We start from the raw sequence: 13,481 nt of genomic DNA on the forward strand, positions 1-13,481 counted from the left end.
CGAAGGGGACAGCAGACACATGAGAAAAGCTATCGGAGCCCTGGTCCTGGCGGTGGTGCTGGCCGCGGGCATACTGTGCGGCGCGGGAGCGGAGGTATTCCTGAACAAGGAAAAGCCCGCGGACTGGGAAGAACGCGACCTGCTGAAGATTACCGCCATGGATTTTGTGCAGAATGACGCGTTTATCCTGCAGTGCGGCGGGGAAAGCATGATCATCGATGGCGGTTCGAAGAAGTACTGGAAAACCATGATGGACTATCTTGAATCCCTTGGGCTGTCCCATGTGAATATCCTGTTCAACACCCACCCGCATGACGACCACCTGGAAGCGCAGATCCAGATGGTGAAATCCGGCCGGCTGACGGCGGACCGGTTTGTATCCCCGTTCTTCATCGATTACGGCGTGGGATATGACAAGGTGAAATACCAGCGGGAAATGGTGAAGGTGCTGGAGGATAAGGGCATTCCGTTTGTCCAGATCCTGCCGGATGAGGAGCTGACGCTCGGCGGCGCCCGGATGGTGCTGTACCGGTACCCGGACGGGAAGGACGCCAACCAGCTCAGCGGTGTGCTGTGGCTGCACTACGGGGATGCCACGATCCTGCTGCCCGGTGACCTGACCGGCGACGGGGAAAGATGGTTGGTGAACCATTACGGAGCGGAAGGCCTGAAGTCCGATATCCTGAAATCCCCGCACCACGGAATTGTGCGGATGGTTCCGGAATTCCTGGAGGCGGTGGATCCCGCGCTGACGGTGATTACCAACCGGCGGGATTCCAATCAGAAAGCCCAGCTGGACGCGCGGAAGTACGCGAACATCTGGACTTCGATGGGGAAGGTTTTCATGGAGACAGACGGGAAAGACTGGTATGTGACCCAGGTAAAAAACCCGTAAGGATAAAAGGAACGGCGGCTGGTCAGGTCCAGCCGCCGTCGAGTTTTACGATGTTGCCGGTGAAGTAATCCGGCATTTCCAGCAGGCGGAGGACCGCCTGCGCTACCTCATCCGGTGAGGCGATATATCCCGCGGGGATCTGGTTACGGATCTCCGCGGTTTCTGTTTCCGACAGGTGGGCGTTCATCCGGGTATCCGCCATGCCCGGCGCCAATGCGTTCACCTGGATGCCGGAGGGCGCGAGCTCCCGGGCCAGCGCCTGTGTAAAGGCGTTTACCGCGCCCTTGCTCGCGCTGTAGGCCACCTCGCAGGAGGCGCCGCACAGGCCCCAGACAGAGGAAATGTTCAGGATTTTCCCGTGTCCGCTGCGGACCATGTCCGGCACATAGGTGTGGCAGGTATTATACACGGAGGTCAGGTTGGTGCGGATCACCTCGTCCCATTCGGCGGGCGGCATATCCGTCAGCAGCCCGGTGCGGGAGATGCCGGCGTTGTTGACCAGCACATCCACCGGGCCGAACTGCCTGCGCAGGGATTCCACGTAGGCGGCATCGCCCGCATCCCCGAGAGAAGCGGCACAAAGAAGATCCCCCGCCGCGGAAACGAGGCGGGAGGTTTCTTCCAGGGCGGCGGCATCATGGCCGCCGTTCAGTATGATTTTGGAATATTTTCCGGATCCGGCGCAGGCCAGCGCGATGGCACGGCCGATGCCCCGGGAGGCTCCGGTAATCAGGATTGTGCTCATTCGAATTCAAACACCGTAATCACAGCGCCCATGTTGTCCAGGGAGGAAATGTGGGAAGCCGAGGGCGTCAGCAGGACATCAAACTCGTTCGCGTCGCCGACGAACTGGCGGTAGATCTCATACTTCCGGTTGCCGTTTTCGTACACCACGATGTGCGGATGCTCCTGCAGGTATTCGATGTATTCTTCCAGGCAGAAGTCCATCAGGTGCATGACAGCGGCGCTGCCCCGGCCTACATAGCGGTAAATGCCCAGCTTCATGGAGATGCCGGTCTTAAAGGTCTTGTCCAGCGTGCCGACGGTCGGCCAGTCCTGCAGCGGGAAGCGGAAGACGATGCCGTACTTCCAGCTGTTTTCATTCATCCACGCGGCCTGCGGGGTGGTGTGGTACTTCGGCGCGGCAACCTCGGCGTCGTTCCGGTCATACAGGCGGAGCGTGAAGGCCAGGCCGGAGTTGTACTCGCTGGTGCCCGGATAGTTGACTTCCTTCATCGCGGCTTCCTTGCGGGCGTTTTCATCCTTGTATTTGGAGGAAAGCGCGTCCATCTTCTTGTTAAACAGCGCTTCCTGCGTGGAGTAGGAACGGTAGCCTTCGTCCACCATATAGTGCTCCATGCCATCGGCCTTTGCGGCGGTGATGGCTTCCAGCAGGGCATCTGTCGCAACCTTGAACAGGTTGACGTTGTAGTCCTTCACCTGGATTTTGGAGTTGCCGCCGACATAACGGCCGATGCTGACGATGTTGGGGTCGGCATCGTTGAAATCATCCGGACGGGCGTGGAACGCGTTCACCAGCAGAAGGCCGTTGTTCATCACGTCCGCGCGGGTCTTGTGCTCCGCGGTGGCGTGCTCCAGCGGGAAAGTGGATACATCGATGATTTCCCAGCCTTCGGTCTTCGTGGGCTTCGGCCATTCTTCGGGCTCGGTGGGCTGCATCGCCTGGTTCCGCAGGTCAATCAGCTGCTGCTGGTAGGCCTGCATGTTTTCCTGGTTCTGCTTGTCCACCGCCGCATACTGCTCGGCCATTTCCTTCGCGGCAGTCTGCCGGATCGGATCGGTGACGATCGGTCTCAGCAGGAAACCGCATGCGGCCAGCGCGGCGACCAACAGGGTAATCACCAGGACAACCGGTACCGCCTTGCTCTTCTTTCTGTTGCTCATTTCCAGACACCTGCCTTTGAATCAAATCTTTCCAGACAAGGACTCTGACATATAAACGAAACTCATTCTATAAAAATTTCGTTACGAAATTTTAAAATTCCTTCTTTTTTCGTAAATGTTGACATTTACGGACCGGGTAAGAAGCAGAATTGATGAATGTAAACTGCTTTTGCGATCGCCGTTACCCGCTCAGGCTTCGCCAGGGCTCGCCTTTGCGGACGGCTGTAGCATGGCAACTGTTACCCATTTTTGCTTCGCAGCTGCTTGCAAAAATGGACAGTTGCTCACATCCTCTCGGGCGCTTCAATCCCGATCAGGTAAAGGCCGGTTTTGATGACCTGGCGGGTGGCATCGGCCAGGGCGATACGGGCGGCTGCCTGCGCGGGTTCGCCGTCCAGGATGCGGTGCTCGTAGTAGTACTTGTTGAACGCCTGGGCGATGTCGGTCACCGCGCGGGTGATCATGCTGGGCTCGTACTTGTCGGCGGCTTCGCGGATGACGTCCGGGAACCGGCTCAGCAGGCGGAGCAGCGCCTGGGCTTCATCGTCCGTCAGGGCGGACCAGTCGGGTTCCGCCGTGATGCCTTCCGCCTTGCGCAGCAGGCTGCAGCAGCGGGCATGGGTGTACTGGACGTAGGGGCCGGACTCGCCGTCGAAGTTCAGGGCACGGTCCCAGCGGAAGTCGATATCCTTGATCCGGTTATTGGAAAGGTCGGTGTAGACCACGGCGCCGATACCCACCTGGCGGGCCACCTCGTCCTTGTTCTCCAGGTTGGGGGACTTCTCCTCGATAATCGCACGGGCTTTTTCCACGGCCTGGTCCAGCAGGTCCTCCAGCAGGACGACATTGCCCTTCCGGGTGGAGAGGGCTTCACCCTCAAAGCTGATCATGCCGAAGGCCACGTGCACGCAGTCCTTGGCCCACGGATAGCCCATCTTTTCCAGTACACGGAACACCTGGCGGAAATGCAGGTCCTGCTGGTAGGCGACGACATACAGGCACTTGTCGAAGTGGTAGGTGTTCTGGCGGTATACGGCCGCGGCCAGATCGCGGGTGGCATAGATTGTGGCGCCGTCGCTCTTGAGGATCAGGCAGGGAGGCATATTGTCCTCGCTCAGGTCCACGACCTGGGCGCCCTGGCTCTCGGTGAGCAGGCCCTTGTTCCGCAGTTCCTGCACCACGGGTTCCATCTTATCGTTGTAGAAGCTCTCGCCGGCGTAGCTGTCGAAGCTGACTCCCAGCTTCGCGTAGGTCTTCGCGGCATCCTTCAGGGTCACTTCCTTGAACCAGCGGAAGATCTCCATGGCTTCCGGATCGTTGTCCTCAATCTTCTTGAACCAGGCGCGGCCCTCGTCCTCCAGCGCCGGATCGTTTTCCGCTTCCTTGTGGAAACGGACATACAGCTCGGTCATCGCGTCGATGCCGCGCTCCTCCACGTCTTCCTTTTTGCCCCACTTTTTATAGGCGCAGACCATCTTGCCGAACTGGGTGCCCCAGTCGCCCAGGTGGTTGATGCCCACGGTCTCATAGCCCAGGAAGTCGAAAATCCGCTTCAGGCTGTGGCCGATCATCGTGGTGGACAGATGGCCGATGTGGAACCGCTTGGCGATATTGATGGAGGAGTAGTCCAGGCAGACGGTCTTTCCCTTTCCGATATCGGAGGAACCGTACTTTTCACCCTGTGCCCGCAGCGCGGCCATGGTTTCGGCCGCGAAGTTCTCGCGGTTCAGGAAGAAGTTCATATATCCGTTGACAGGCTGCACGGAGGCAACGTCCTCGTGCGTCCAGGCAGCGCAGACCGCTTCGGCAATTTTCGGCGGGGCCATGCGCAGGGGCTTCGCCAAGCGGAAGCAGGGGAACGCGTAGTCGCCCAGCGCGGGATCCGGCGGCACGGCCAGCAGGCCCTTGATATCATCCGCGCCCGGCAGGCCTTCCGCCTCCGGCCACAGGCTCTTTATGCATTCCGCCGCCAGCGCGGCGATCTGACTCCTGGTATCCATGTTCATTCATCCTTCCGGCATCAAGTATTGCAAAGTCCGCGCCGAGAGCTTGCACGCCCCGGAATCACGCGGAACTATCCCTAATCATATCATAGGAAAGGGAAAAAACGCAACACAGGGCGGGTTTGCGCCGGTCTGTCTGATTTGTTTGAAAGATAAAATACAAATTTATTCTTGCAATACCGGGGTTTTCCGCGGTTCCGGTGGCTTTCGGGGCGTCAAAATCCCTGCCGCATTGATTGACATCCGCCGGGCCGGTGCTTATAATATAAGAATACTTGATGAATATCAGGAGGGGTTATCATGTCCATCAAACTGACAATCGACGGTAATACCGCCGTCAGCCATGTTGCGTACGCATTCAGCGACGTGGCTGCCATCTATCCCATCACGCCTTCCTCCCCCATGGCGGAAGTTGCCGACGAATGGGCTGCCCATGACCGGAAAAACCTTTTCGGCCAGACGGTCCGCATCGCTGAGATGCAGTCTGAAGCCGGCGCTGCCGGCGCTGTGCACGGCTCCCTTTCCGCCGGTGCCCTGACCACCACCTTCACTGCTTCCCAGGGTCTGCTGCTGATGATCCCGAACATGTATAAGATCGCCGGCGAACTGACGCCCGCGGTGTTCCATGTCAGCGCCCGCGCCCTGGCGTACCACGCGCTGAACATCTTCGGTGACCACAGCGACGTCATGGCCTGCCGCCAGACCGGTTTTGCGATGCTGGCCAGCAACTCTGTCCAGGAAGCGCACGACATGGCGCTGGTTGCCCACCTGGCGACCCTGAAGAGCTCCGTGCCGTTCCTCCACTTCTTCGACGGTTTCCGCACCAGCCACGAAATCCAGAAGATCGACGCGATCGACACCAAGAACAACTACGAAGAGATCAAGGCCCTCGTTCCGTGGGACAAGATCGAAGAGTTCCGCGCCCGCGCCCTGAATCCGGAACATCCGCACCAGGCCGGTACCGCGCAGAACAGCGACATCTACTTCCAGGGCCGTGAAGCCGGCAACAACTTCTACGCCGCGGTTCCCGCCATCGTGGAAGAGTGCATGGACGAAGTCGCCAAGCTGACCGGACGGGTCTACAAGCCCTTCCAGTATGAAGGCGCTCCGGATGCCGAAAAGGTCATCGTCTCCATGGGCTCCAGCTGCGACGTTGCGCACGAGACCATAAACAAGATGCTCGAGAGCGGCGAAAAGGTCGGTATCGTGAAGTGCCACCTGTATCGTCCCTTCTCCGTTGAGTACCTGATGAAGGTGCTGCCGAAGACCGTGAAGAAGATCGCCGTCCTCGACCGCACGAAGGAATCCGGCTCCCTGGGCGAGCCCCTGTACCTGGACGTTGTGTCTGCGCTGGCGGAAGCCGGACGCGGCGACATCAAGGTTGTCGGCGGCCGCTACGGCCTGGGCAGCAAGGAATTCACCCCCACCATGGTGAAGGCCGTGTTCGCCAACCTGGACGGCGAAATGAAGAACCACTTCACCGTCGGTATCGATGATGACGTCAGCAACACCAGCCTGAAGCTGGGCGAAACCTTCGCCGCGGCTCCCGCCGGCACTGCTGCCTGCATGTTCTACGGCCTTGGTTCTGACGGTACTGTCGGCGCCAACAAGAACAGCATCAAGATCATCGGCGACCACACCCAGAAATACGCGCAGGCCTACTTCTTCTATGATTCCAAGAAGTCCGGCGGCCTGACCGTTTCCCACCTCCGCTTCGGCGACACGCCGATCCAGAGCCCCTACCTGATTGATGTGGCTGACTTCATCAGCTGCTCCAACCCCGCCTACGTCACCATGTACGACATGGTGTCTCCGCTGCGCGAGGGCGGCACGTTCCTGCTGAACTGCCAGTGGAGCGTTGAGGAACTGAACGAGCGCCTGCCCGCCAGCATGAAGAACAAGCTGGCCGCCAAGAAGGCGAACTTCTACATCATCAACGCCATCGACCTGGCCCGCAAGGTGGGCATGGGCGGACGTACCAACACCACCATGCAGGCTGCCTTCTTCAAGCTGGCCGACATCATCCCCTACGAAGATGCCGACAAGTACATGAAGGAAAAGGTTGTCGCTTCCTACGGCAAGAAGGGTGAAGACGTCGTCAAGATGAACTTCGCCGCCATCGACGCCGCCCTGACCGGCCTGGTCAAGGTCGACATCCCCGCCGACTGGGCGACCACCAAGGAAGGCGCTGTTCCCGCCAAGGTTCCGGGAACCACCGAATACTTCGATGAATTCATCGCTCCCGTGCTGGCGCAGGAAGGCAACAAGCTGCCCGTCAGCAAGCTGGATCCCCGCGGTATCGTGCCCACTGGCACCACCAAGTTCGAGAAGCGCGGTATCGCCGTCATGGTTCCTGAATGGGAGCCCGACATCTGCGTCGGCTGCGCGATGTGCTCCATCGTCTGCCCGCACGCCGCGATCCGCACCATCTACACTGCGGAAGACGCCAAGGTGCCGGAAGGCTATGTGACCAAGAAGGCCATCGGCAAGGAATTCGCCGGCCTGCAGCTGCGCGTACAGGTCAGCCCGCTGGACTGCACCGGCTGCGGCAACTGCGTGGACGTCTGCCTCGGCAAGAAGAAGGACGATCCGACCCAGAAGGCGCTGGTCATGAAGCCCCTGGATACCCAGCGGAAGGAAGAGGCCAACTGGGAGTACGCGATGACCGTTCCGGAAATCGCGGACCGCATCGAGAACAAGGCCTCCATCAAGAACAGCCAGGCCCTGAAGCCCCTGTTCGAGTTCTCCGGCGCCTGCGCCGGCTGCGGCGAGACACCCTACGTCAAGCTGGTTACCCAGCTGTTCGGCGACCGGATGCTGATCGCGAACGCGACGGGCTGCTCCTCCATCTACGGCGGTTCCGCCCCGACCTGCCCCTACACCACCAACGAGAAGGGCTTCGGACCTGCCTGGTCCAACTCCCTGTTCGAGGACAATGCCGAGTTCGGCTTCGGTATGAACCTGGCGACCCAGCAGCGCCGCGCCAAGCTGGCTGAAGTGATCGCGGAAGTGGTCGAAGTCGGCAAGGACGAGAACATCGTCGCGGCTGCCAAGGAATGGCTCGAGAACATGGACAACGCCGAAGGTTCCCGCAAGGCCGGCGAAAAGCTGGTTGCCGCGCTGGAAGCAAAGGACGGCGGCGCCGATAAGAAGGCCTTCATCCTGGCCAACAAGGACCTGCTGACCAAGAAGTCCATCTGGATCTTCGGCGGCGACGGCTGGGCCTATGATATCGGATACGGCGGAGTGGACCACGTGCTGGCCCAGAACCAGGATGTCAACATCCTCGTGCTGGATACCGAAGTGTACTCCAACACCGGCGGCCAGGCCTCCAAGGCGACGCCCACCGGTTCCGTGGCCAAGTTCGCCGCGGCCGGCAAGCGTACCAAGAAGAAGGACCTGGGCATGATGGCCATGAGCTACGGCTATGTGTACGTGGCACAGGTCGCCATGAGCAACCCGCAGCAGGTCGTCAAGGCCATGCTGGAAGCGGAAGCTTATCACGGCCCGTCCCTGATCATCGCCTACGCACCCTGCATCAACCACGGCCTGAAGGCCAAGGGCGGCATGGGCAAGGCCCAGGCGGAGATCAAGAAGGCTGTGGACTGCGGCTACTGGCAGCTGTACCGCTACAACCCCGAACTGGAAAATCCGATGACCGTCGACAGCAAGGATCCGACCGGCGATTACCAGGAATTCCTGAAGGGCGAAGTGCGTTACACCTCCCTGGCCCAGCAGTTCCCGGATGCCGCCGCCAAGCTCTTTGTGCAGCAGGAAGAGGACGCCAAGGTGCGCCGCGAATCCTACAAGAAGATGGCTGGCCAGGCATAATTTACCCCGGTTTTTACGGACCGCCGCGATTCCGCGGCGGTCCGTTTTGAACATCACGGAAGGAGGCGGAAAGCATGATCTGGTTCCAGCAGTTTTTCCTGGACCGGGAGCAGGATATTGTGGTGGACCTCTATATGGAGGGGGACCGCCTGTTCCATGTGATCCGCACCCCGAACCACCATACCGGCAACCTGATCACCAACCTGGCCCGGCTGTGCGGGCTGGAAACGGAGACCGGGGAGCAGGGGCTGCTGGTGATCCGTGGGGAAGTTCCCTGCTATTTCGACGGGGAAAACCGGCGGATGTATATCTTCCGCCTGGGCAATACCAAGGTGGCCAACATCTACCCGGACGGCCGGGTGGAGGTAAAGGCTTCCATTCCCGCGATCTCCAAAACCCTGATGAGCCAGACCAAGGACTACCGCGCCGGGGAGCAGAAAACAATCGTCAAGACGTATATCCGCGCGGAGTGCAAGTTCCATACCGACCTGCATACCCACATGAACGGCAACCTGCCGCCGGACGCGCTGATCGCCCTGGGCATCGTCCACCAGCTGCGCTATCCGCTTTACTACATCAAGAAGCTGGGGCTGAAGGTCACCCCGGCGCAGGCGGAGCTCCTGGCCGGACGCCGCGCGCGGGCGGAGGCGGCCATGCAGGACAGCCTCACAGACGGAAAGCACCGGGACCGGCAGATTGATGACCAGGTATTCATCAACTTTGCTGACCTGATCCTCGGCAATCCCGCGGACGCGGCGGAGAACATCAGCCGCATCCGGAACTCCCTCACCATCCCGAAGGACGGGCAGGCGGTATTTGCCAACCTCGAAAAGGTTTACCTTTACCGGTACGTGTTCACCAAGGGAATCCCCGTAGAGGATCCTTTCAGCGGCCTGAACCCGGACAACATTCCGGACCGGGTGACCCGGGACTATGTGCTGCGGATGCGCCGGGACCGGGAAGACGAACGATACGCGCGGAACACGCTGTTCCAGGACCTGCTGCTGTGGATCGCGCGGGAGTACCAGCGTCAGGGCATCCAGTACACGGAGATATCCGACACGGCGCTGGTGAACGCGGCGGACGCGCCGGCCCGCCTGCGGGAAATCCATGAAATCATGCCCGCGGTCACCCGGGAAACGGGTGTGCTGATCCGCTTCCTCGCTGGCATCCGGCGGATTCCCCTGACCATCGTGAAGAGCCGGATCACCCCGGCGGACTACCTGGCCGAAAACCTGCGCGTGCTGCGGGCGGTGGCCATGGATCCGTACGTGGCCGGCAGCGATATCATCGGCGAGGAAGTCAACGATATCCTCGAACTGCGCCCGACCATCCGGGAACTGGTGAAAATCGCCGGGGAAAACCCCGGGTTTGTGCTGCGGATCCACGCGGGCGAGAATGACGGCCTGCGGGACAACGTGGCCAACAGCATCCGCTGCGTGAAGGAAGCACTGGCGCCCGGCCAGCCGATGCCGGATGTGCGGCTCGGCCACGGGCTGTACACCTGCGACCTGCGCAGCGCGAAGGGAAAACAGCTGCTGGAGGAGATGCGGGAATCCGGGGTAACCCTGGAATTCCAGATCACCTCGAACGTTCGCCTGAACAACCTGTCTTCCATGGGGCGTCACCCGCTGCGCAGCTACCTGCGGGCGGGCGTCCGCTGCGTGCAGGGCACGGACGGCGGCGCGCTGTACGGCACCAACTCCATCGATGAGGAGCTGTCGCTGGAAAAGCTGCTGGGCCTTACGGTGCCGGAGCTGAAGCAGATGGCGGATACCGACCGGGAAATCCTCGAGAAGAGCCGGGAGCTGTTTGCCCGCCGCGAGGCGGACTTCCGAGCGCGGTGTGCCGGAAAGGACGTGGAGGAATACTATATCCGCCGCCTGGCCGGGCTGCGGCCGGTGGAAAGCCGGCTGTGGAAATCCTCCGGCAAACGGGACGCCGAGGCAGCCCTGAAGGACCGCGTCGCGCCGCTGCCGGCCGGAATGACCCCGCTGGTCATTGCCGGCGGAAGCTTCTCCGCCGGACGGCGCCGCCCGCCCATGCGGGAGGAGGACCGGGCGCTGATCAATGACCTGCTGGCGAAGGCGGACCCGGAAAAGGTGTTCCTGGTCATCGGCCACCGGCTGACCGGGCAGGAGGGATACCTGGCCGCGCAGAACCGGGGGCGCTTCCGGATTTTCGCGGTCGTTCCGCGGGAACTTTCCCAGGCGGAAATCGGCCGGCTGCAGGAAAGCGGCGTCTCCGTCCGGATTTCGGACGAAAACGCCGCCATGGGGCTGTATAAGACTTTCGCGGATGAGATATTCGACCGGTATGAGGCCGCGCTGCTGGCATTCGACGGAAACTCCGCCGCAATGAACCTGATCCAGGAGGCCAAGAACGGCCGGAAGAAGGCACGGATCTACCTGAATACACGCTCCCGGGACCTGGCGGCCAAGGGGAGCGTGCTGGAAGGCTATGTGCGCCCGCTGGGTGAAGCGCGGCGGGAGTGGGAAGGCTGACCGTCAGCGCCTGCGGCGGTCATGGCCGGACTGCCGGTAGTAAGCGGATTTGTTTTCATACATCCTTTGGTCGGATGCCCGGATTACTTCGTTCAGGTCATCACGGTTTTCCCGCATCGCGTATCCGGCGGCAACGCTGCCGGACGCTTCGGCAATCTCCCGGGTCATCACTTCCAGGGCGGACGATACGTCCGCCTCTGTTTTTTTCAGGAAGAGGATCATGAACTCATCCCCGCCGATCCGGTAGGGAATCACGGTGTTGTCCGCGCGGGCCGCCATGCAGCGGCCGATCATGCGGAGCGCTTCATCTCCGGCATCGTGTCCCTTTGAATCGTTCAGGCGCTTCAGGCCGTTCATATCCACGGAGGCCACGGCGGTGATGAACCGCTCCTGGTCCACCAGGTCCGCGTAGAAGGCCTGGCGGTTCCGCAGGCCGGTCAGCGCGTCCAGGTCCGCGTCCTGCTGGTTGATGAACATATAGTAGAAGATCACGCCGATCAGGATAAACGCGGTAAGGTGCTTGCCGCCGATCTCGATATCGAACACGGCGGCCAGGACACAGGAGATTCCGCACAGCATCAGTACGCGGACCTCATTGGTCTTGCCCACCCGGTAACGCTGGTAGGTGACGAAGAAAAGCAGCAGCAGGTAAAGCCCGGCGACAAAGAAGCCGAGGTAGTTCAGCGGCCCCCGGGCAAAGGCGTAGCTTTCCTCATCAAACCAGAAATAGATTCTCGAGAAGAAGGCGGAAAAGGCGAGCAGTGTGTTGAAAACGGCGGGCACCCAGAACAGCCAGACCCGCTTTCCGGCTCTTTCCCCGATGGCTACCAGCAGCATGCTGAGCGCGGCGGCCGGGCGGAGGGAATACCCGAGGGAGGAAAACAGGATCCGCCAGAAACGGCGGGAAGGATCCTGCGCGGCATATTCCTCCAGCAGCTCCGACAGGATCAGGAGCGCGCAGCAGAAAACGGCCGTATAGAAATGGCGCATCCGGCGGTCGGTGATCCGGCTGCGCAGTTTCAGCCGCAGGAAAAAACCGACGACCAGGAAAATGGACACCAGCTGTTCGTTCAGGAATTGGGCGAGCATATCAGGTCCTCCGTATAAACGGGATTGATTCTGTATCCAAAACTTTTCGGTTATTCTACCATATCCCCGGCTGTTTTGTCGACAGGGGGAAGGAGAAAGACATATAGACTGAAACTATAGCTCCATATTGTTTTCATATATTGGACAAACAGATATCGGGATGGTAGGATTTATCCATCAGAAACGAAGGAGGGAGACGCCGTGACAGCTTACCGGACGGACTGGACCATGCGAATGTGTTCCGCTGTGGGTGGAGCCTGTCGCGAAATCGTTTTCCGAATGTGACGCGTGATACAACGCTGCAATGTTTTTGACGGGAAGCGAATCGCTTCTCTATTTATTTTCCCTGAATGACGAAAGGAGATATCCCCATGAAGAAACTGATTGCCCTGCTGATTGCCTTGGCTCTGACCCTGTCCCTGACGGCTGCCCTGGCCGATACGATTACGATCGCGGTTCCCAACGACCCCACCAATGAAGGACGCGCCCTCCTGCTGCTGCAGAGCCAGGGAGTCCTGACCCTGAAGGAAGGCTCCGGCCTGGAAGCCACCAAGGGTGATATCGAATCCTCCATCGTGGACATTGAACTGGTTGAAGTCGAAGCTGCCCTGGTTCCCGAAATCAAGCAGGATGTGGACTACGCCATCATCAACAACAACTACGCCCTGCAGGCGGGCCTGAATCCCGTAGAGGACTCCCTGCTGATCGAAAGCGCGGATTCCCCCTACGTCAACGTGGTCAGCGTGAAGGAAGGCAATGAGAATTCCGATGAGGCCAAGGCGCTCGCCGCTGCCCTGCAGAGCCAGAAGGTCGTTGACTTCATCAACAACACCTATGCCGGCGCCGCGGTCGCGACCGTGACGGAAATCACTGACGGCTTTGACGCGACCGTTGACTATGAAGCGCTGAACGGCAAGACCATCACCATTGCGGCTACGCCCGTTCCCCATGTGGAAGTGCTGAAGATCGCCGCGGAAATCCTGGCTGAAAAGGGCATCACCCTGGATGTCAAGGAAGTAACCGACTATGTGACTCCCAACGAGTTTGTTGAGAATGGCGACGTGTTCGCGAACTACTTCGCGCACCAGCCCTACCAGGATTCCTTCAACGCCGGCAACGGCACGCACCTGGTCACCATCGCCGGCATCCACGTGGAGCCCATGGCCCTCTACGGCGGAAAGCAGGCGGACCTGGCTGCCCTTGGAATCGCCAAGTAATTGACATCTTAAGCGGGAACGGTTATCATCATACCTG

General features: G+C 60.2%; 8 protein-coding genes. 4 read left to right on the top strand and 4 right to left on the bottom strand.

Going from position 1 to position 13,481, the window contains the following annotated elements:
- Positions 1 to 19 precede the first annotated feature (19 nt).
- Positions 20 to 895 (top strand): hypothetical protein, encoded by an 876-nt coding sequence (locus JNO48_08820; protein QTE67307.1) that lies wholly within the window; start codon positions 20 to 22, stop codon positions 893 to 895.
- Positions 896 to 917: 22 nt separating this feature from the next.
- On the opposite strand, the gene JNO48_08825 is transcribed toward JNO48_08820, so the two are convergent.
- From JNO48_08825 to JNO48_08835, 3 genes are all read right to left on the bottom strand, one after another.
- Positions 918 to 1,640 carry an SDR family NAD(P)-dependent oxidoreductase gene (locus tag JNO48_08825; protein ID QTE67308.1) on the bottom strand — a complete coding sequence of 241 codons (723 nt, stop codon included), beginning with the start codon at positions 1,638 to 1,640 and terminating at the stop codon, positions 918 to 920.
- Positions 1,637 to 2,800, bottom strand: a complete 1,164-nt coding sequence (locus tag JNO48_08830) for a D-alanyl-D-alanine carboxypeptidase family protein (GenBank protein ID QTE67309.1) — start codon at positions 2,798 to 2,800, stop codon at positions 1,637 to 1,639. The genes JNO48_08825 and JNO48_08830 overlap by 4 nt, the downstream gene beginning before the upstream one ends.
- A gap of 284 nt (positions 2,801 to 3,084) precedes the next feature.
- Entirely contained in the window at positions 3,085 to 4,800 is a 1,716-nt protein-coding gene (locus JNO48_08835; GenBank protein ID QTE67310.1) for an arginine--tRNA ligase, read from the bottom strand.
- 303 nt (positions 4,801 to 5,103) lie between these two features.
- Here JNO48_08835 and nifJ point away from each other — a divergent pair, with 303 nt between their 5' ends.
- Both nifJ and JNO48_08845 read left to right on the top strand, forming a co-directional pair.
- Entirely contained in the window at positions 5,104 to 8,634 is a 3,531-nt protein-coding gene (gene nifJ, locus JNO48_08840; protein ID QTE67311.1) for a pyruvate:ferredoxin (flavodoxin) oxidoreductase, read from the top strand.
- A gap of 74 nt (positions 8,635 to 8,708) precedes the next feature.
- Entirely contained in the window at positions 8,709 to 11,138 is a 2,430-nt protein-coding gene (locus JNO48_08845; GenBank protein QTE67312.1) for an adenosine deaminase, read from the top strand.
- Between the two features lie 3 nt (positions 11,139 to 11,141).
- On the opposite strand, the gene JNO48_08850 is transcribed toward JNO48_08845, so the two are convergent.
- A complete protein-coding gene (locus tag JNO48_08850) occupies positions 11,142 to 12,227 on the bottom strand; it encodes a GGDEF domain-containing protein (protein ID QTE67313.1) in 1,086 nt (361 codons plus the stop codon).
- Positions 12,228 to 12,598: 371 nt separating this feature from the next.
- Between JNO48_08850 and JNO48_08855 the strand changes: the two genes are divergently transcribed.
- Positions 12,599 to 13,444 carry a hypothetical protein gene (locus tag JNO48_08855; GenBank protein QTE67314.1) on the top strand — a complete coding sequence of 282 codons (846 nt, stop codon included), beginning with the start codon at positions 12,599 to 12,601 and terminating at the stop codon, positions 13,442 to 13,444.
- Positions 13,445 to 13,481 lie beyond the last annotated feature (37 nt).

The organism is Clostridiales bacterium, from assembly GCA_017569285.1.
Classification (GTDB): Bacteria; Bacillota; Clostridia; order Christensenellales; family Aristaeellaceae; genus Aristaeella.